Origin of the sequence: Methanocaldococcus bathoardescens, assembly GCF_000739065.1 — an archaeon.
Lineage (GTDB): Archaea > AGJL01 > Methanococci > Methanococcales > Methanocaldococcaceae > Methanocaldococcus > Methanocaldococcus bathoardescens.
In genome coordinates, this window is sequence record NZ_CP009149.1 from 1,244,316 (window position 1) to 1,265,073 (window position 20,758).

The window sequence follows — 20,758 nt, forward strand, 5'->3', positions numbered from 1 at the left end:
GATATTATTTATTGACTATCTAACACATTAACAACGTCACCAACAACTATAACTCCCGGTGGTTTAGCTCCTTCTTTCTTAGCCTTTTCAACAATATCTCCCAAAGTTCCTTTAATGATTTTTTGATTCTTTGTAGTTCCTTCCATAATAATTGCTACTGGTGTATCTTTGCTTCTCTTTGGGTTTTGTAATAGCTCTTTAACCAAATTCTCCAAATTAGTTATTCCCATTAAAATTACAATGGTGTCGGCGTTTAATTTACTTAAATCAACCTGTTTCTCTTTCTTATCCTCTGCTTCATGTCCAGTAACTACTGTAAATGAAGTAGCAACCTTTCTATGCGTAACAGGAATTCCAGCAACTTCTGGAACTGCTATAGCTGACGTTATGCCTGGAATAACTTCATAAGGTATATTATGCTTTTTTAGCTCTAATATTTCCTCCCCTCCCCTACCAAAAACAAATGGGTCTCCACCTTTTAATCTAACAATCAACTTTCCTTCTTTTGCTTTTTCAACCAATATTTTATTAATCTCTTCCTGCTTAAATGAATGTTTTCCTTTTCTTTTTCCAACATAAATTAATTCAGCATCTTTTTTAGCATAATTTAACAACTCTTTTGATATTAAGTCATCATAAACAATAACATCTGCTTCTTTAATAGCTTTTAAACCTTTTATTGTTATTAACTCTGGGTCTCCTGGTCCAGCTCCTACTAAGATAACTTTGCCTGTCATTCTTTCACCACAAATTTTTATATTTTTTAGCATTAAAATAACTTTAGCTTTTATAGGATTTTCGCAGGAATAAATGTTTTATTGAATATTGATGCCTTTTGGCATATAAATTCCAAAAGTTAATATAGAAACTGCGAAAGTCCTATATTAATACTAATTTTTATGGGATGGTTATGAGCTATAGGGTAGGGATAGATATTGGGGGAACATTTACAGACCTTGTTTATTTTGATGAGCATAGCAAAGAATTTCATGTAGTTAAAGTTCCAACAACACCAAAGAATCCTGCATTTGGGGCAATAAATGCAGTGAAGACAGCTAAAATACCATTTGATAAGATAAATATTCTGATTCATGCAACAACCTTAGGAACAAACATGTTTTTAGGGCAAGAGCATTTAACTCCACCAAAAATTGCACTAATTACAACAAAGGGGTTTAGGGATGTTATTGAGATTGGTAGGCAGAGAAGACCTAAGCTGTATGATTTGTTCTTTGAAAAACCTAAGCCATTGGTAAAAAGAAGAGATAGATATGAGGTTGAAGAAAGAATAGATGCAAGTGGAAATATTGTAATTCCATTAAATGAAGAAGAATTGCAAAAATAGCTGAGATAATTAAAAAAAGAGGTTATGAAGTTGTTGTTATCTCTTTTTTACATAGCTATAAGAATCCAATTCATGAAAAGAGGGCAAAGGAAATAATAAAGAATCTTTGTCCTTCTGTAGATGTTATAACTTCTCATGAAATTGACCCAGAATATAAAGAATATGAAAGAACAAGCACAACCGTAGTTAATGCTTATCTAAAACCATTAATGTCAAATTATCTAAAAAACTTCATAGATTCTTTAAAAAATGGAGGATTTAATGGGAAATTTTATATTATGCAAAGTAGTGGGGGAGTTTCTAATATAAAATATGCCACTAAAAAACCTGCAGCGTTTATTGAATCTGGACCAGCAGCTGGGGCTATTGCAGTAGCTTATTTCTCAAAAATTTTAAATGATAACAAAGTTATCGGCTTTGATATGGGGGGAACAACTGCCAAGGCATCAACTATAATTAATAGTTCCCCATTAGTAACGAATGAGTATGAAGTTGGAGGAGAAATTCATGCTGGAAGATTAATTAAAGGTTCTGGTTATCCAGTTAGATTTCCATTTATTGATTTGGCTGAGGTTAGTGCTGGAGGAGGGACAATAGCGTGGGTTGATGAAGGTAACGCCTTAAGAGTCGGCCCAATAAGTGCTGGAGCAGACCCAGGGCCTGTTTGTTATGGAAAAGGAAATGATAAGCCAACAATAACTGATGCTAACCTAATCCTTGGTAGATTGGGAGAGAAGCTTAGTGGAGGATTATTAACATTAAGAAAAGATTTGGCTGAGAAGGCAATATTAAAATTGGCAGAAAATATTGGAGAAAGTGTTGAAGAAACTGCTTATGGAATAATAAGGCTGGCAAATACAACAATGGCAAAGGCATTGAGGATAGTTACTGTTGAGAGGGGCTATGACCCAAGGGACTTTGTCATGTATGTGTTTGGTGGAGCCGGCCCTTTACATGGAGTTGAGTTAGCAGAGGAAATGGAGATTAAATCAATCTTAATTCCTCCTTCATGTGGAGTTTTCTCTGCTTTAGGATTATTGCTTTCAGATTGTAGAGTTGATAAAGTTAAAAGTATATTAAAAGACATTGATGAAGTTGATGAGGAAGAGATTGAGAAGATATTTATTGAGTTGATAGAGGAGGGAATTAAAGAGGTTGAAGGCTTTGAGGAGATAAAGATAGTTAAACAGATTGATGTTAGATATAAAGGGCAATCTTATGAACTAACAATTCCATGGACTGGAGATTTAAAAGAATTGGCAAATAATTTTCATAAAAAACATGAGGCAGTTTATAAATTCAGTTCTTTGGATGAGGATGTTGAGTTAGTTAATGCAAGAGTTACAATTGTTGGTTTATTGACAAAACCAGAGATAAAATTCAGTGAAGTTAAAGAATACACACCAAAGCCAGAAAGTTATAGGAAGGTTTATTTCAATAGTGGATGGGAAGAAGCTGCAATTTATAATAGAGATAAGCTTAAACCAGGAGCTATATTTGAAGGGCCTGCAATAGTTGAGGAATATGATTCAACTATCGTTATTCCCCCAGAATATAGTGTATTTGTTGATAAATATGGATGTTTAAGGATTGAGAAATAGAGGGATTTATATGGATGCAATTACAGTTGAAGTTATTAGAAATTCAACCTCATACATTGCAGAAGAGATGGGAATAATTTTGAGAAACACATCCTATTCTCCAAATATTAAGGATAGATTGGATTTTAGCTGTGCTATTTTATCATCTAATGGAGAGTTAATAGCCCAAGCAGAACACATCCCAGTACATTTAGGAAGTATGGCTATTGGAGTTAAGAATGTTATTGATTATCTAAAAAAAGAAGGTATTGAGATTGAAAAAGATGATGTAATTATAGTTAACGACCCATACATAGCTGGAACTCATCTAAATGACATCACTTTATTAAAACCAATATTTTATAACGATGAGATAATTGGATATGTTGCAAATAAAGCTCATCATGTTGATGTTGGAGGCTGTGCTCCAGGAAGTATATGTAGTGATGTAAAAGAGCTGTATCATGAAGGATTAATAATTCCTCCATCAAAACTCGTTGAAAATGGTAAATTAAACAAAGAGCTTTTAAATTTAATAACATCAAATGTTAGAGTGCAGAAATCTACAATTGGAGATTTAAAAGCCCAAATAGCATCATTAAATATAGGTGTTGAGAGGATTTTAAAATTAATTGAGAAATATAGTTATAAAGAGGTTCTTGAAGCTTGGAAAAAAAGCTTAGATTATTCTGAGGCATATTTAAAATCAAAGATTAAAGATATTTGCTGTGTGTGAAGCGGTTGATTATCTTGAATATAAGGACAAATTGATAAATATAAATGCAAAGGTTGAGATAAATAGAGGCAAAATAAAAGTTGATTTTACTGGAACGCATAGGCAGTTAGATGCCCCATTAAATGCTGTTTATGGCGTTACAGTTGCATCAACATCCTTTGCACTAAAAGCAATTATAGACCCAGATTTACCAATGAATCATGGTATTTTTAGAGTTTTAGATATTGTAGCTCCAGAGGAAACAATTGTTAATCCAAAAAAACCAGCTCCAGTTGCAGTGGGAAATGTTGAAACCTCTCAAAGAATTGTAGATGTGATATTTAAAGCTCTCTACAACCAATTCCCAGATAAAGTGCCAGCAGCATCAAATGGAAGTATGAATAATGTAATTATAGGAGGAAGAGGTTGGGCGTTTTATGAAACAATTGGAGGAGGTTTTGGAGGAAGAAACGGAAAAGATGGAGTTGATGGAGTTCATGCAAATATGACAAACACTCTCAACACTCCAATTGAGGTTATAGAGAACGAATATCCAATAATGATTTTTGAATATTCTTTGAGAGAAGATTCTGGAGGGGCTGGAAAGTATAGAGGAGGTTTAGGGATAAGGAGAGTTTATAAGCTTCTTTCAGATTGTACCGTATCTTTAATTGCTGAGAGGATTAAAATTGCTCCATGGGGGGTTAATAATGGATATAGTGGCTCTTGTGGTGAGCATTATGTTATAAAAGAGGGTAAAAAAATCCCTTTATCTGGAAAGAATACATTATCCTTAAGTTGTGGGGATGTGATTGTTATAAATACTCCTGGTGGGGGAGGATACGGCTCTCCTTATGATAGAGATATAAATCTAATTTTAGAAGACGTTAAAGATGGAAAAATTTCCATTGATTCTGCATATAAAGATTATAAAGTAAAAATTATTAAAAAAGATAATGAATTTGTTGTTGATATGGAAGAAACAAAGAAATTAAGAAGTTTGTGAATTTAATTTTGATTTTAGTTTTTCTTCCAATTTTTTCCTTCTTTTTTCTTTCTTTTCTCTAATCATTGGAATTCTATATATTGCCCCACATTCTAAGCAGGTTATAACAACATGTGGATATCTTTTACTTTTAACTCTAACTCTTGCATTTTTTCCATACAACAAAAAAGTTCCGCATTTTTTACATATCCTTCTTTTCCATTTTTTAGGAAATCTTATTCTCATTTTCATAGCTATTCTTCTTGCTAAATACACATACCTCTTAGCCCTTTCCCAATTTCCTTTTTTTGCTTCTTCTTCAGCTAAGCTCATTAATATATCAATTCTTTCATAAGCTATCTTTTTTAGCTTTTTTTCTAAAAACTTTTTCATGTTTTCACTTAATAAAATTTATAAAAATTTATAATAATCCCCAAAATCCAATTCTTGGGTTGTATATGTCTCCTGCCTTCTTTAAATATTCTAAGGCACTTTCAACATCTTTCTCAGACAAACCAACACTCTCAGCTCTCTCATATATCTCTTCTTCAGGAGCTAAGCCGTCATCTCTCAAGCTAACAATTTCTCTAATAATATTTAGGACTGCATCCATCTTATCTCTTCTTGATTTTGGAGTTCCAGCTATTTTATCTAAATCTAATGTTCCTGTTTCTGGGTCATAAGCTACCTGCTTTAAGCAATCATCAATTATACTTATCGCCACTTGAGCATCGATATCTTCAACTTTAGTGGATAATCTTGCTTTAGCGTGCATTTCAGCAATTCTAATTATCGCCTCTAACTGTCTTGCAGTTATTGGTATTGGGTTGTCTCCTTCTCCCAACTTTCTCATCTCTAAGTAATACTTTTTAATCATCTTCTTTGCTTTATCAGTTAAATAAGGCATAATTAGCTTTGTTTCATCAAACTCTCCTAAGTATAAATCTTGGTTCTCTTCTATATATGCACAGCTTCTTGCATAGATGATATAGTATTTCAAAAGCTTCTCATCCACAGTTATTCCATCAATATCAATAGCTCCTAAGATTTTGTAGTCTTTTGTAGCTGTTTCAATGTGAGTATTTAATATATGTTCAGCTATCTCCTCATCTCCTTTTCTATTTGGCTTATCCATTAATGGGAATATTAAATCAAACCTACTTAATAATGGGGCTGGAATATCTATCTGCTCTATAACTGTTAGGTTTCTATCAAATCTCCCTCTCTTTGGATTACATGCAGCTAAAACAGCACATCTTGCTGGCAGTTTAACGTTAATCCCCCCTTTATTAACATGGATTGTCTGGCTTTCCATCGCCTCTAAGATGTATTTCATTACATTCTTATCTACTGTTAGCTCATCAATACAGGCAGTTCCTTCATTAGCCCTAACAAAAACTCCTGGCTTAACAACCCAACCATCTCCAATCTCTGTAGCTTCTCTAATTACGTTGGCAGTTAATCCTCCTCCAGTAGCAGTAGTTACAGAGGCATAAGCATTTTGAGGGAATAATCTTGCTATCCTTCTAAGCATAGTGGTTTTTCCAATACCCGGGTCTGTAATTAATAAAATATGGCTATCTCTCCTCAATGGTGTTCCGTCTGGTAAGAATTTAAAAGCTCCTTTTATTTGTTGCAAAAATATTGCTTTTTTAACTAACTCATATCCTTTTATTTGGGAGATTAGATAATTTGATAAAATGTCAATAATATTCTTCTTCCTTCCTAATTCATTTAGTGTCTCTATAAGTTCTTCATTTCCTAAAATATCCCTAACCTCAATCTTTTGATAACTTTCAGATATTTTAACATAATTACTTTTAACAAAAATTTCAAAAACTGGCAATTTTGGTCTTGTTTTTTTCTTTAGGACAGTCCCCACAACATCAACTCTTCCAGAATAAATCCCAGGACTGTTTTCTAAAAACACCTTTATACTTCTTGGAGGGTCATCCGGGTTTTTCATCAAATCAATTGGCTGCTGAATCTCTAACTCTTGAATATTTATATAAGTAGATTCTTCATAATCAATAACCATCTTTTCTTTACAATCCCCATTGTTGCAAATAACCTCTGGAATTTCAAAGTAGTTGTGTATAGTTTTATATCTTATATTTCCACATCTTGGACAGACAAAACATGCTCTTTTTAATAAAGCACAAACCTTTCCAGCTTTAACTATAACACCTTCAAATTTAACCAACTTATTTATATCTGATGATGATATATCCTCAATTAATTTTTCACAACCTTTTGGATTTTTAAAAGCTATTTGTATCTTTTCTAACTCTTTATCTTCACCAAATAGCTCAACATAAGCTTCTTTAAATATATCCAATATTATCTCTTCAATTTCTTTTGGTCTCTCAATAATTAAATCATTAACTTCACATGCATCTGGAAAGTGCATTAAAAACTTCTCAATATCAAATTCAAAAATATTATCTTTAATTAAGTTGTTAGATAGCTCTTCTTTTATAAAACTCTTTATTTTATGCTCGTAATATGCTCTAAAAACTTCTTCATCAAAATTTGTCATAGTATCACATGCAAATATATAGTTATAATATTATTGAGCCTTAACTAATTTAATAAGTTGTATATACATGAAGTTTATCTACGTTTTGCATAAGATACATTAATTAATTTAGATTTTTAAATAAAAACAAATCTTTAATAAGTGGAATAAACTACCATAATGCTAAGGAAAATTATGGTGGTTTAAAATGAAATTTTTCAATAGGGAGAGGGAGATTTATAAGATTTTGTCTATTATGGAAGGAGAGCCTAATTTGATTTATTTTATCTATGGCTCTATAAACTCTGGAAAGACAGCTTTGATTAATGAGATAATTAATAATAGATTAGATAAGGATAGATATGTTGTGTTTTATATAAATCTTAGGGGGATATTCGTATCTAAATACGACGATTTTATAGAGGTTTTGTTTGAAGTTTATGATGATGATAAAAAACCTATTGAAGTTATAAAAAGCTTATTAAAAGATTTTCCTACACTATTTGGCATCCCCGCACCAAAAAATACTTTGGAAGAAATTTTAAAGAAGAAAACAACTAAAAATGTATTTAGATATATAACTAATGTTTTAATGGAGATTAAAAAAGATGGCAAACAACCAATATTAATAATAGATGAACTACAAAAGATTGGAGACATGAAGATTAATGGCTATCTTATATATGAGCTATTTAACTACTTCATTGATTTAACTAAGGAGTTGCATCTATGTCATGTTTTTTGCCTAAGTTCAGATAGCTTATTTATTGAGAGGGTTTATAACGAGGCAATGTTGGAGGATAGGGTTGATTATATTTTAGTGGATGATTTTGATAAGGAAACTGCTTTAAAATTCATGGATTTCTTAGCTAAAGAGATTTTAAATAAAGAATTATCTGATGAGGATAAAGAGCTTATTTATAGCTATGTGGGGGGAAAGCCAGTTTTAATAATAAAAGTTATTGATAAGTTAAGATATGAGAGCTTAGAGGATATTTTAGATTATATGCTTAAGGATGCTGTTCAAAAATTAAAATATTTTTTGAAGGAGTTAGATTATATAAAACCAAAGGTTGCTATTGGGGATGAGGTTATAGAGATTAAAAAAGAAGATATCATTGAAGCGTTAAAATTATTTAAAAATAATTATGAGATTAGTGATGATGACATATCAGAGCCAGTTTATGTTTATTTAGTTAAAAGAAATATTTTATTCCTAAATCCTATTGAAGGAATTCTAAAACCGCAGAGTTATTTGGTATGGAATGCAATAAAGAGGATATTATAACTAAGAGACATTGCTTCCGTAAGGAAGCAATGCATCGGGGTATCGCAATAGGGGATTCCCCTATGCCCGCCAGAGTTATTTAGTGTGGAACGCTATAAAGAGATTACTGAATGGACATTAATTGGGGCTGAAAGCCCCAACTTAATGGACAAGTTTTGATGAAACTTTTGCTAAAAGTTTCGTTTAAAGTCTCAAAGTTAATTTAGTATGGAATGCAATAAAGAGGATTTTATAGATTTGTTAATTTAAATTTTTTCATTTATAATATATTAAATTAATGTTTTGTTTAAATATGATTTCATGGTTTTTGTGATAAAATATAAAGTATTAATTAAAGATTTAAATTTTATTTTTATATTTTTAATTACTATATATCAAAATATATAAATTAATAATAACAGATAACTTTTTAACCCTCAACCATATATAATTTCCTAAACACCCAATAAAATTTTATAGAGGGATAGATATGAAATTCTTCTTAGACACAGCAAATGTTGAAGAAATTAAAAAATACGCTGAGCTTGGCTTAGTTGATGGAGTTACAACAAACCCAACATTAGTAGCTAAGGAAGGAAGAGATTTCTATGAAGTTGTTAAAGAAATTTGTGAAATTGTTGACGGTCCAGTAAGTGCTGAGGTTATATCAACAGATGCTGAAGGAATGGTTAAAGAAGCGAGAGAATTGGCTAAAATAGCTGATAACATAGTTATAAAAATCCCAATGACAAAAGATGGAATGAAGGCAGTTAAAATATTATCAGCTGAAGGAATAAAAACAAATGTAACATTAGTTTTCTCTCCATTACAAGCTTTATTGGCTGCTAAGGCAGGAGCTACCTATGTATCACCATTCGTTGGAAGGTTAGACGATATTGGACATGTAGGAATGAAATTAATTGAAGATGTTGTAAAAATATACAAAAACTATGATATTAAGACTGAGGTTATAGTTGCTTCTGTTAGACACCCATGGCATGTTTTAGAGGCAGCTAAGATAGGAGCAGATATAGCAACAATTCCACCAGCAGTTATGGATAAGCTCTTCAACCACCCATTAACAGACATTGGTTTAGAGAGATTCTTAAAAGATTGGGAAAATTATCTAAAAAGTAGAAAATAAAGAAAAACAGCAATCTATAATAATGGACATTAATTGGGGCTGAAAGCCCCAACTTAATGGACGTGGGGTATACCAATAGGGGCCTTGCCCCTATGGGTAGAAAATAAATTGACATCTTCTCTTTCAAATAAATAATTTTATGGAGGGAGATTATGAAATTGGAAGCAACTAAAAAATTGTTAATGATTCCAGGGCCTACAATGGTTCCACCAGAGGTTTTAAATGCAATGGCAATGCCAGTAATTGGGCATAGAACAAAAGATTATGGGGCTTTATTGGAAGATACAATAGAAAAATTAAAAAAAGTATTCATAACTGAAAATGATACATTCTTAATTACCGGTTCAGGAACAGCAGCAATGGATATGGCAATATCAAACATAATAAAAAGAGGAGATAAGGTTTTAAACATTGTTACAGGAAACTTTGGAGAGAGATTTGCAAATATAGTTAAAGCATACAAAGGAGAGGCAATTAGATTAGATATAGAATGGGGAGATATGGCTGATCCAGAAGCAGTTAAGGAAATATTGGATAAATATGATGATATTAAAGCAGTTACAGTTGTGCATAATGAAACATCAACAGGTGCAAGAAACCCAATAAAAGAGATTGGAGAAGTTGTTAAGGACTATGATGCTTTATACATTGTTGATACCGTCTCATCATTAGGAGGAGATTATGTAAATGTTGATAAATTCCACATAGATATCTGTGTTACCGGTTCTCAAAAATGTTTAGCAGCCCCACCAGGATTGGCAGCTATAACAGTCAGCGAGAAAGCATGGGAAGTTATCAAAAAGAATGATGACAAAGTTGGTTTCTACTTAGATTTATTGGCTTATAAAAAATACTATGAAGAGAAAAAACAAACCCCATACACACCATCAGTTAACTTAACCTATGCAATGAATGTTGCCTTAGATTTAGTTTTAGAGGAAGGAATTGAGAATAGAGTTAAAAGACATGAAAGATTGGCTAAAGCAACAAGAGCTGGTTTAGAGGCAATGGGAATAGAGTTGTTTGCTAAAGAAAGAGCAAGGTCAGTAACAGTTACATCAGCAAAATATCCAGAAGGAATTAAAGATAGTGACTTTAGAGGAATATTAAGCAACAAATACAATATAGTTGTTGCTGGTGGGCAGAAGCACTTAGCTGGAAAGATATTCAGAATTGGACACATGGGAATCTGTGGAGAGAAAGAAATCTTGGCTACATTAGCTTGTGTGGAATTAGCTTTAAAAGAGCTTGGATTTGAAGTTAAAGAGAGTGGAGTAGAAGTAGCAAAAGAAGTCCTATTGAGAGAATAAACCATTTAGCTTATAATCTCTTCTAAAATTTTTAAAAACCTTTCAATCTCTTCAAATGTTCCTATTGATACCCTAACATAATTATCTCCTAAACCATCAAATGAAGAGCAATCTCTAACAATAACACCTCTTTTTAATAGTTCTTCACAAAATTCTTTTGCTTTCATTGTTTTTAATTCAACCAATACATAATTAGCTTCTGAAGGATAAACCTTAATATCTTTAAATTTCTTTAGTCCATTATAGAGCATTTCCCTACTTTTAATTCCATCTCTAACGCATCTTTCAAAGAATTCTCTATCTCTTAACGCAGTTATAGCACAAATTTGGCTTAACCTTGTTAAACTGAATATTGGCTTAACTCTCATCATGTAATCAATAATTTTTTTATTTGCAACACCATAACCAACTCTCATCCCTGCTAAACCAAAGACTTTTGAAAATGTCCTTAAAACAATAACATTATCATATTCAGGAGCTTTTTGAGTCCAATCATATTCTTTTTTAGCATACTCAATATATGCATGGTCTATAACAACCAAAGCATCTGTTTCATTGATAATTTTTTCAATGTCTTTATTTTCTATTATATTTCCTGTTGGATTGTTTGGAGTGCAGAGGAAGATAACCTTCGTTTTATCTGTTATATTATTTAAGACACTTTCAACATCCAATTTAAAATCTTTTTCTTTGTCATATTTAGCATATTTTATTTTAGCGTTGTGAATTGTTGCTGAAACTCTATATTGGGTAAAAGTTGGAATTGGAATTATGACTTCATCGCCATCATCAACAAACGTTCTAAATATTGTGTCTATAATCTCATCAGCCCCATCGCCACCAACAATAATATTTTCCTCGCTAACATTTAAAAAGTTGCTCAACTCTTTCATTAAAACTGGATTTACTGGCTCTGGATATTGATGGATTTTGTCAATCTCCTCTAAGATTTTTTCTTTTATCTTTGGAGAAGGTCCCCAAGGATTTTCATTAGAACCAAGTTTTATAATATCTTCTGGTTTTATTCCATAAGCTCTTGCTATCTCTTCTTTAGATTTTCCTGGAACATAGGGTTTTAATTTTTTAACAACTTCTCTTACTTTATTTCCTATCATCTAATCACCTAAAAATTTTAACCAAAAATATTTTAAATAAGATTCTTGGATTTTTATATATTAACCTTACAAAAGATAGAGGGGTGTATATGAAGAGGATACTTTTACTTATGCTCTTATTGGTTATAAGTGTTGGCTATGCTCTACCTACAGAGCCAGTAATCTTTGTAAATAAAAGCACAGTAGATTATCAAAATGCTAAAGTTTTAATGGACAATCTTTATTCTTCAAGAGAAATAAATGTTAATAAGGATAATATAACGGTTATTATTAAAGATATTACGTATATTCCAGCTACAGATAAACTTGAAATTGAGGATAATGATAAAAAGCTCATTATAAAATTTGATAGAGACGGAGACAATGTAAATTATAAAGATATTGAGTGTATTGAATATTTAAACCTTGAAAAAGGAAAGGAAATAAGCTTATTCAACAAAAGCTACATAGTTGAGGATATTACTTCAAATTATATAATATTAAAGGAAAAATATGGAAAAGAAATAACAACAAATGACTCATTTGAATATGATGGATATAAAGTTATTGTAAAGCTTGTTTCATCTGATTTAGACACCATAGTTGTTGATATCTATAAAAATGGAAAAGTTATAGATTCTCCTAAATTAACTAAAGGATGCTTTTATTATGTGGAAGGAGGGACGTTGGGAATTGTATTTAAAAATTGCACAAGAAACGGTAGAGACTATTATTTTACATTTGATGCATATTCCACAATAAAAATTGAAGAAGATAGGGATTTCCCATTGGATAATAGATTTAAAGTGAAAGATATCAGCGCTGATAAAATAAAGCTTGAATATAAAAATATAAATGATTTGGGAAGTGAAATAAACTTGTTTAATTGTACTATAATGCCTGAAAAGTGTTATAAAGATTGTGTTCTATTTAAAATTATAAAAAGAGAAAATAAAACTCTAAATATCAAAGACAAAGACACTGCTTATCTTGGAGAAGGTATTTACGCTATAAAAATAAATGATACAGTTCATGTATATTATAAAGGAAAAGAACTCAAAAATCATGAAAAGATTTATCTTAACACATTGGATATGTTTGATATCGACTCATTAAATATTAATAAAGATATAATCCTCATTGGAGGTCCAAAAATTAATAAATTTGTTAAAGAGCTTGAAGATAAGGGCTTATTGAAAGTAAATATAACTGACAATTATCCTGGAAATAACAGAGGGGTTATACAAAAAATAAAAAACCCTTACAATGATAATAATATCTACATTTTAGCGGGTTCTAACAGATGGGGAACAAAAGCGGCAATATTGGCATTTTTAACAAAATATGATGATGAAGATGTATTAATGGTAGAATGGGATGAAGGAGATGTGAAAATTATCAAATAGAAAAATTAATTAATCAAAGATTTTTTTAATGTATGGCTCAAATGGAACAATATCTTCTCTACTTCTTGGACTTATTGTGGCTACTTTTAATTTTCTCTCTTCTGGGATTAAATCAATAACTAAAGTTCCTGGAGTGGCTGTTATAGACCATGACAATAAAACTAAACCAGTAGGGTTATTGATAATTGATTCTATTTCTATAACTTGAGGGTTTATTTCCCCATTTATGCTTCTTTTAACTACGTCAACCCAAGATTCGCATATTGCTTTAATTAGAACAGCCAAATATCCGATAATTCCTAATAATCTCATAAGCCACACACCTACAAAAACTCTGCTACAATAAGTTTTATTAACTACCCAAGATATATATGTATTGCTGATATAGGACTTTCGCAGTTTATATATTTATAATAAGGAATTTTGATGCCAAAGACATCATTATGTCAATAGAACAATTTATTCCTGCGAAAGTCCTATAATAAATGCTTAATTGTTGAGGTGGAAATATGAGTGAAGATTTAAGACAAAAAGCGATGGCTTTAGAAATATACAACCAACAATTACAAATGATTCAAAGTGAATTAGTATCAATAAGAACATTAAAATCTGAAATAATGAATTCAATTAAAACAATTGAAAATATAAAGGCTAATGAAGAAACATTAATTCCAGTAGGCCCTGGAGTGTTTGTAAAAGGAAAAATTGTTGATGATAAGGCATTAATTGGGATAAAGTCAGATATTTATGTTGAGAAACCATTTAGTGAGGTTATTGAAGATTTAAAAAAATCTATTGAGGATTTAGATAAAGCTGAAAAAGAAGGAATGAAAAAAGCTGAAGAATTAGCTAAGACAATAGCTGCTTTAAGAAAAGAGTTACAGGCAGGAATACAAAAAGCTCAACAAGCTCAAGAGAAGAAACAATAAAAAATAGAAAAATTAAAAAATTTTTATCCTTTTTTATCTTATTTTGTAATTTAGAGTGTTTAACTATAGTGTCTTTCAAAATTAATAAAATTTATTAAGAAAAGTTTGAACGCCTTTCTAAAGGAAGGCGTTCATTAGTGCCTTATATATTCCAAGAAGTTTTGAAAGACACTATAAAACTAAAACAGTAATTCCTATATTTAAATTAACAAATGTTTATGTCTAAAATAAAAAATAGTGGGCCCAGCCGGATTCGAACCGGCGACCTTCGCCTTGTAAGGGCGACGTCATAGCCAGCTAGACCATGGGCCCTCAGCATCAATAACAATCTATGTTCTCATATATAAAGTTTATGCCTATTGGTGAAATTATGGATTTAAATCTAAAAAATTTTTTGAAAGATAGAGAGGAGATAATTAGAGATGCTGAAAGAAAAGATGAAAAATCTTTTGAAGATTTTAAAAAAATAGTTGAAGAAATAAAAGAAAGAGAAAATAAAGATAAAATCGTTTGTGATTTCACTGAATACAACCCATTACATAAAGGGCATAAATATGCATTAGAAAGAGGAAAGGAACATGGAATTTTTATTAGTGTTTTGCCTGGACCCTTAGAAAGAAGTGGGAGGGGAATTCCTTATTTCTTAAATAGATACATTAGAGCTGAGATGGCTATAAAAGCTGGAGCTGATATTGTTGTTGAAGGCCCACCTATGGGAATTATGGGTTCTGGGCAGTATATGAGATGCTTAATAAAAATGTTTTATAACTTAGGGGCTGAGGTAATACCAAGGGGCTATATTCCAGAAGAAACTATGGAAAAAGTTATAAATTGCATAAATAATGGCTATCATATTCAAGTTAAGCCATACAAAATTTGTTGTATAGAGACAGGGGAGATTTTGGGAGAAAAATTGAATATAGATAACTATGTCATTGCTTCAATGTCTCAGATGATTTATAAACTGAATAAAGAAGGTTTGAGGTTTAATCCAAAATTTGTTTTTGTTAGGAGGTTGGAAGGAATAAGTGGAACTAAAATTAGAGAAGCAATATTCAGTGGTAAATTTGAAGAAGTTAAAAATATGCTTCCAGAAACAACATTAAATATTTTAAAAGAACTCTATGATAGCGGAAAACTCAATGAATTGATATTGAAGAGATTTGAGGATAGAATCTTAGAAACAGCTAATGAGTTTGATTTATATAAATATCTACCAAACAATGTTGCTGAAATTTTAGAAAAGAGAAGACCATTTAATAATATTGAGGAAATAAAAAACTCTCTACCTTATGGATTTTCAAGACATTTTAAGGAGAGAATTTTATCTAAATTAGAGGCAAGAATTCCAAATGAAACTTTATCAAAATATATAAATAACTATCCTGCAAAGATAAAAATACTTGCGGTTAGAGATGATAATAGAGACGATTAAATAGGACTTTCGCAGGAATAAATATTTTATTGAAAGATGATGCCTTTTAGGAATCAAACTACCTTATTAAATATATAAACTGTGAAAGTCCTATTTAAAATAAAAAATCATATCAAAAATCTCAAAGAAATTAAATTTTGGGGAGAGATATGCAAAAACAGAGGTTCTGCTTAGACACAAGTGCTTTTACTGAACCATCAGTTAGGAAAGCATTAGGGGTTAAAACAGTTACTGAACTAACGGATAAGATTATGGATTTGATAGCAGAGGCGAGAATAAAGTTAAATATTTCTTGCCATATCCCGTATCCAACAGTATATAATGAGTTGATGGGATTTTTAGAGAATGAGAATTGTCCAAGAGATATTATAGTTAAAGTTGATACATGGCTCGTTAAAAAAACCCCAAACAGATATGAGATAAAAATACCTTCAGAGATTTTTTATGAATATGTTAAAGATTTAAGGGAGAGAATAAATAAAGGAATGAGAATTGGAGAGGAGCATATTATAAGAACATCAGATATGGTTTATGAGTTATCAAAAAAACATCCAGAGATGAATAAAAATGAAATCATAAATAAAGTGCTATCAAAAACAATAAATACCTTTAGAAATAAATATAGAAGTGCTTTAAGAGTGGGAACCTTAGATAGCGCCCCTGACTTAGATGTTTTACTTTTAGCTAAGGAGTTAGATGCCGCAGTAGTGGCAAGTGATGGAGGCATTGAAAAATGGGCTCAAAGGTTGGGATTGAGGTTTGTTAATGCCTCTGATTTTCCATTTATGCTTGAAGAATATTTAAGACATAATGAAAGGCATAGAAGATAAAAACAGATTTTCATTTTATTATACAAAAAATGATAACTGAATAATAATTAACATTCAAAAAACACGTGTTAGGGATAGTTATGACAATATTGTTGATTAGAGGAGATAGTTATGAAAAATTAAAGAATGCCTTGGCAGATGTTGATAGGCATGCAGAGCTAACAATTATTGGAAAGCCAAAAATTATTGTTCCAGAAGCGGCTGATGAGATATTGGGAGCTATATTGGGAGAAGTAAAAAAGCCATGTAAAACTGCATGTTTAGCAAAAATCGCTGAAAAAGCGCCAAAAGCAATAGACAGGATTAGAAAAATTCATCCCCCAGCTCATATTGTAGTGATTAGTGAGAGATATGGGGATATATATTATAAGTTATTGGATGATTTCCCAAAGCTTCCAGTATTAAAGGGTTATTATAAATCAAAGAAGAAAGATAAGAAGAAAAAGAAGTAAATTAGCTTAATTTATTTAATTTTTACTGTTATTAGGTGATTTTAATGAAAAATATTGTTGAATATCCTACTTTAGTTGAAATAAAAGATAAAAAACAGAAAATAATTGAAGAGGGAGAAAAGAAACTTAGGGAATTAAACAACATTAGAGTAACATTAGAAGAACTAAGAACCAATAGCCAAAATGATTTAGATAAGATTGCTCAGTTAGAAGAAAAAGAGAGCTCTTTAACTTCTGAAATTTTAAAGTTGGATTTAAGTATAAAAATCTTAGAAGTGCTTGAATATATAATAGAAAGTAATATATTTGGAGATTACTGGAAGATAATAGAAGAGAAAATTCCATATGAGGAGTTGTTGAATATTGTGGTTGAGAATGGATTAAGTGTAAAAAAAACATGTATGGAATTATACAAAATTGCTAATATTGATGATAAAAATATTTTAAATAAAATTCAAAATTTACCAGATGATTATTCTAAGGAAACAAAAGAAGAGTCAAAACTACAAAATAAATATTTGAATAAGATAATTTCAAGAATTACTCGATTAAAAGAATTTAAAAACAAATATGGATGAGATAATTTCAGATATAATATCTAACATGAGGTGAGTGGATGAAGAGAGTAGAGCCAGTTAATTTCAGAGAATTGGATAAGAAGATAAAAAAGTTTTGGGAAGAGAATGATATATATCAAAAAGTAAAGAAAAAGAATGAAGGAAATAAAGAATTTTACTTTGTTGATGGTCCTCCATACTGTTCTGGAGCAATACACTTGGGGACTGCATGGAATAAGATAATTAAAGACACTTATTTGAGATTTAAGAGAATGCAAGGATATAATGTTTTAGATAAAGCTGGATGGGACATGCACGGTTTGCCAATAGAGGTTAAAGTTGAAAATGAGTTTGGAATAAAAAACAAGAAAGAGATAGAAACAAAAATTGGTGTAGAGCAATTTATAGAGAAGTGTAAGGAATTCGCTTTAAAACATAAAGAGATTATGGAAAATCAGTTTAAAAACTTAGGAGTTTGGTTGGATTGGGAAAATGCATACATGCCAATAACTAAGGAATATATGGAAATTGGCTGGTGGACATTAAAGGTTGCTCATGAGAAGGGATTATTAACAAGAGATTTAAGGGTTGTTTATTGGTGTCCAAGATGTGAAACAGCTTTAGCTGAGCATGAAGTTAGAGGAGAGTATAAAGAGGTTTACGACCCATCTGTCTATGTAAAATTCAAATTAAAGGATGATGAAAACACCTATGTTGTAATTTGGACAACAACACCATGGACTTTGGTAGCTAACTTAGCTGTAACTGTTCATCCTGACTATGATTACGCCTATGTAGAAGTTGAATTTGATGATAAAAAAGAGGTCTGGATTATTGCTGAAAAGTTAGTTGATGAGGTTATAAACAAAGCTAAAAAAGCTCATAACATCAAAAACTATAAGATAATCAAAAAAGTTAAAGGAAAAGAATTAGAAGGGTTAAAGTATATTCATCCATTATTAGATGAGAATGAAAAACAGAAAGAATTTGCAAAATTAGAAACTGCACATACAGTTGTTTTAGGAGAGCATGTAACCTTAGAGGGAGGAACTGGTTTAGTTCACACAGCTCCAGGGCATGGGGAAGAGGACTTTGAAGTTGGTAAAAAGTATAATTTGCCTATTTATTCGCCAATAGATGATGAAGGTAAATATATAGAAGGAAAATGGAAAGGTATTTTTGTTAAAGATGCAGATGCAGAAATAATTGAAACTCTAAAAGATAAAGGATTGTTAGTTTATGCTGGTAAGATAAAGCACAGTTATCCACACTGTTGGAGATGTAAAACACCTCTCTTGTTTAGAGCTACTGAGCAGTGGTTCTTAGAGATATCAAAGATTAAAGATAACATTATAGAGCATGCTAAAACAGTTCAGTGGATTCCACACTGGGTTGAGACAAGATATATAAATGGAGTTAAGTTTGTTGGAGATTGGAATATAAGTAGGCAGAGATATTGGGGAATCCCTCTCCCTGTTTGGGTTTGTGAGAAGTGTAGAAAATATATAGTTGTGGGAAGTGTTGAAGAATTAGAGGAAAAGATGATAAATAAAGATGAAGTTGGAGAAATTAATGATTTACACAAGCCAACAGTTGATAAAATAAAGTTGAGATGTGAATGTGGAGGAGAAATGAGAAGAGTTCCAGATGTTTTAGATGTTTGGTTTGACTCTGGTTTAGCACCTTATGCTTCAATTGGTTCAAAAACATTGAAAAAAGCTGACTTTATAACAGAAGGAAACGACCAAGTTACTAAATGGTTTTATTCACAGCATGCACTGTCAGCTATCGTATTCGACGACATTCCATACAAAAAATGTTTAATGCATGGCTTTACCTTGGATGAGCATGGAGACAAGATGAGTAAAAGTTTAGGAAATATAGTTAATCCAGATGATGTTGTTGAAAAGTATGGGGCTGATTTGTTGAGGTTTTATCTTTTAAGCGCAAATAAGGTTTGGGAAGATTTAAGGTTTGTATGGAGTGAAATGGATGATGTATTGAGTTTATTTAACACATTGTGGAACGCTTACATGTTCGCTGTAAATTACATGGTCTTAGATAACTTTAAACCAGATGAAAAATACTTTGAATATCTAAAAGATGAAGATAAATGGATTTTGAGTAGAGTAAATACTGTTGCCAAGATAGCAATTGAAAACCTTGAAGTTCCTTACTTCCATACCTACACATGGACATTAAAAGATTTCATATTAAATGACTTAAGTAGATGGTATATTAGATTAATTAGGGACAGAACATGGAAGGAAAAAGATGATGTTGATAAATTAGCGGCATATCAAACACTCTACTATGTCTTACTAAAATTGGCTACAATAATGGCTCCAGTAGCCCCACACACTGCAGAGGCAATATATCAAAACCTAAAGACAGAAGATATGGAAGAAAGTATCTTCATGAATAAAATAGAGGTTGATGAGGAGTTTATTGATGAGGAATTAGAGAGAGACATGGCAATAGTTAGAGATATAGTTGATGCAATCTACAGAGGAAGAGACAGAATAAAATACACCTTAAGATATCCATTGAAAGAGATAACCATTGCTGGTGGGGAAGAGGTTAAGAAGGCAGTAGAGAGATTTGAATACATAATAAAAGAGCAGGGTAATGTCAAAAATATCAAATTTGGAGAAGTTGAGGGAAGTAAATATATTATAAAACCAAACTACAGAGAGTTAGGTAAGAGATACAGAAGTGAAGTTCCAAAGGTTGTTGAAGCGTTGAATAAAGCAGATGCTAAAGAGCTAATGGAGAAACTGAAAGAAGGAGCTGTAATATTGGATGGATATGAGATTAAGCCAGAGTATGTTGAGATTAGGTTAGAGATTCCTGAGCACATTGCAGGAGTTGAGTTCTCAAAAGGAACAGTCTTTATAAATACTGAAATTACTGATGATTTGATAAGAGAAGGGTTAATGAGAGAAGTTATAAGAAGAATTCAGGCGATGAGAAAAGATATGGATTTAGATATTGAAGAAAAAATTAAGGTTAAGGTTGAAGGTATTAACTTAGATGAATTTAAGGAAATTATTGAGAGAGAAGTTAGAGGAACATTTGTTGATGATATAAAAGCAGATTATGAAAAAGATTGGGAGATAAAAACACCAAATGGAGAAAAATATAATGTTAAAATTACCATTGAGAGGATAAATAAATAAAAATTTCTTTTT

15 protein-coding genes, 1 tRNA gene and 2 pseudogenes are annotated in these 20,758 nt (G+C 31.2%); 12 read left to right on the forward strand and 6 right to left on the reverse strand.

Going from position 1 to position 20,758, the window contains the following annotated elements:
• Nucleotides 1-8: 8 nt before the first annotated feature.
• Nucleotides 9-737 (reverse strand): uroporphyrinogen-III C-methyltransferase, encoded by a 729-nt coding sequence (cobA, locus tag JH146_RS06455; RefSeq protein WP_048202218.1) that lies wholly within the window; start codon nt 735-737, stop codon nt 9-11.
• 167 nt (nt 738-904) lie between these two features.
• On the opposite strand from cobA, the pseudogene JH146_RS06460 reads away from it, so the two are divergent.
• Nucleotides 905-2,946, forward strand: a pseudogene (locus JH146_RS06460) (hydantoinase/oxoprolinase family protein).
• A 10-nt stretch (nt 2,947-2,956) separates the two neighbouring features.
• A pseudogene (locus JH146_RS08930) lies at nt 2,957-4,646 on the forward strand (hydantoinase B/oxoprolinase family protein).
• On the opposite strand, the gene JH146_RS06470 reads toward JH146_RS08930, so the two are convergent.
• Together JH146_RS06470 and JH146_RS06475 are read right to left on the reverse strand one after the other, a co-directional pair.
• Nucleotides 4,632-5,018 (reverse strand): ribonuclease P protein component 4, encoded by a 387-nt coding sequence (locus JH146_RS06470; protein WP_048202219.1) that lies wholly within the window; start codon nt 5,016-5,018, stop codon nt 4,632-4,634. The pseudogene JH146_RS08930 and the gene JH146_RS06470 sit on opposite strands and share 15 nt — an antisense overlap.
• Nucleotides 5,019-5,046: 28 nt before the next feature.
• The gene (locus tag JH146_RS06475) at nt 5,047-7,164 is read right to left on the reverse strand and encodes an ATP-binding protein (protein ID WP_048202220.1); all 2,118 of its coding nucleotides are present in this window, start codon (nt 7,162-7,164) and stop codon (nt 5,047-5,049) included.
• Between the two features lie 187 nt (nt 7,165-7,351).
• On the opposite strand from JH146_RS06475, the gene JH146_RS06480 reads away from it, so the two are divergent.
• The 3 genes from JH146_RS06480 (at nt 7,352) to JH146_RS06490 (ending at nt 10,864) form a co-directional block, all read left to right on the forward strand.
• The gene (locus JH146_RS06480; protein ID WP_048202221.1) at nt 7,352-8,431 is read left to right on the forward strand and encodes an ATP-binding protein; all 1,080 of its coding nucleotides are present in this window, start codon (nt 7,352-7,354) and stop codon (nt 8,429-8,431) included.
• Between the two features lie 469 nt (nt 8,432-8,900).
• Nucleotides 8,901-9,554 carry a fructose-6-phosphate aldolase gene (gene fsa / locus JH146_RS06485; protein WP_048202222.1) on the forward strand — a complete coding sequence of 218 codons (654 nt, stop codon included), beginning with the start codon at nt 8,901-8,903 and terminating at the stop codon, nt 9,552-9,554.
• A gap of 152 nt (nt 9,555-9,706) precedes the next feature.
• Nucleotides 9,707-10,864, forward strand: a complete 1,158-nt coding sequence (locus JH146_RS06490) for a pyridoxal-phosphate-dependent aminotransferase family protein (RefSeq protein ID WP_048202223.1) — start codon at nt 9,707-9,709, stop codon at nt 10,862-10,864.
• Nucleotides 10,865-10,869: 5 nt separating this feature from the next.
• Here JH146_RS06490 and hisC read toward each other — a convergent pair whose 3' ends face one another.
• Nucleotides 10,870-11,979, reverse strand: coding sequence for a histidinol-phosphate transaminase (gene hisC / locus JH146_RS06495; protein ID WP_048202224.1), 1,110 nt, complete (start codon nt 11,977-11,979; stop codon nt 10,870-10,872).
• An 89-nt stretch (nt 11,980-12,068) separates the two neighbouring features.
• Between hisC and JH146_RS06500 the strand changes: the two genes are divergently transcribed.
• The gene (locus JH146_RS06500) at nt 12,069-13,364 is read left to right on the forward strand and encodes a hypothetical protein (protein WP_048202225.1); all 1,296 of its coding nucleotides are present in this window, start codon (nt 12,069-12,071) and stop codon (nt 13,362-13,364) included.
• Nucleotides 13,365-13,373: 9 nt separating this feature from the next.
• Here the strand turns inward: JH146_RS06500 and JH146_RS06505 are convergent, their stop codons facing one another.
• A complete protein-coding gene (locus tag JH146_RS06505; protein WP_081874481.1) occupies nt 13,374-13,733 on the reverse strand; it encodes a monovalent cation/H+ antiporter subunit E in 360 nt (119 codons plus the stop codon).
• 140 nt (nt 13,734-13,873) lie between these two features.
• On the opposite strand from JH146_RS06505, the gene pfdA reads away from it, so the two are divergent.
• Entirely contained in the window at nt 13,874-14,293 is a 420-nt protein-coding gene (gene pfdA, locus JH146_RS06510) for a prefoldin subunit alpha (RefSeq protein ID WP_048202226.1), read from the forward strand.
• Between the two features lie 238 nt (nt 14,294-14,531).
• Here the strand turns inward: pfdA and JH146_RS06515 are convergent.
• Nucleotides 14,532-14,605: transfer RNA gene (locus tag JH146_RS06515), tRNA-Val, on the reverse strand.
• Nucleotides 14,606-14,645: 40 nt separating this feature from the next.
• Between JH146_RS06515 and JH146_RS06520 the strand changes: the two genes are divergently transcribed.
• From JH146_RS06520 to ileS, 5 genes are all read left to right on the forward strand, one after another.
• Nucleotides 14,646-15,728, forward strand: coding sequence for a nucleotidyltransferase family protein (locus tag JH146_RS06520; RefSeq protein WP_173400831.1), 1,083 nt, complete (start codon nt 14,646-14,648; stop codon nt 15,726-15,728).
• Between the two features lie 149 nt (nt 15,729-15,877).
• Complete coding sequence (locus JH146_RS06525; protein WP_048202228.1) at nt 15,878-16,558, forward strand: RNA ligase partner protein; 681 nt, start codon at nt 15,878-15,880, stop codon at nt 16,556-16,558.
• Nucleotides 16,559-16,638: 80 nt separating this feature from the next.
• A complete protein-coding gene (locus tag JH146_RS06530) occupies nt 16,639-17,010 on the forward strand; it encodes a DUF356 domain-containing protein (RefSeq protein ID WP_048202229.1) in 372 nt (123 codons plus the stop codon).
• A 44-nt stretch (nt 17,011-17,054) separates the two neighbouring features.
• Nucleotides 17,055-17,588, forward strand: a complete 534-nt coding sequence (locus JH146_RS06535) for a V-type ATP synthase subunit I domain-containing protein (RefSeq protein WP_048202230.1) — start codon at nt 17,055-17,057, stop codon at nt 17,586-17,588.
• Nucleotides 17,589-17,626: 38 nt separating this feature from the next.
• The gene (gene ileS, locus JH146_RS06540; RefSeq protein ID WP_048202231.1) at nt 17,627-20,746 is read left to right on the forward strand and encodes an isoleucine--tRNA ligase; all 3,120 of its coding nucleotides are present in this window, start codon (nt 17,627-17,629) and stop codon (nt 20,744-20,746) included.
• The last annotated feature ends 12 nt before the right edge of the window (nt 20,747-20,758 follow it).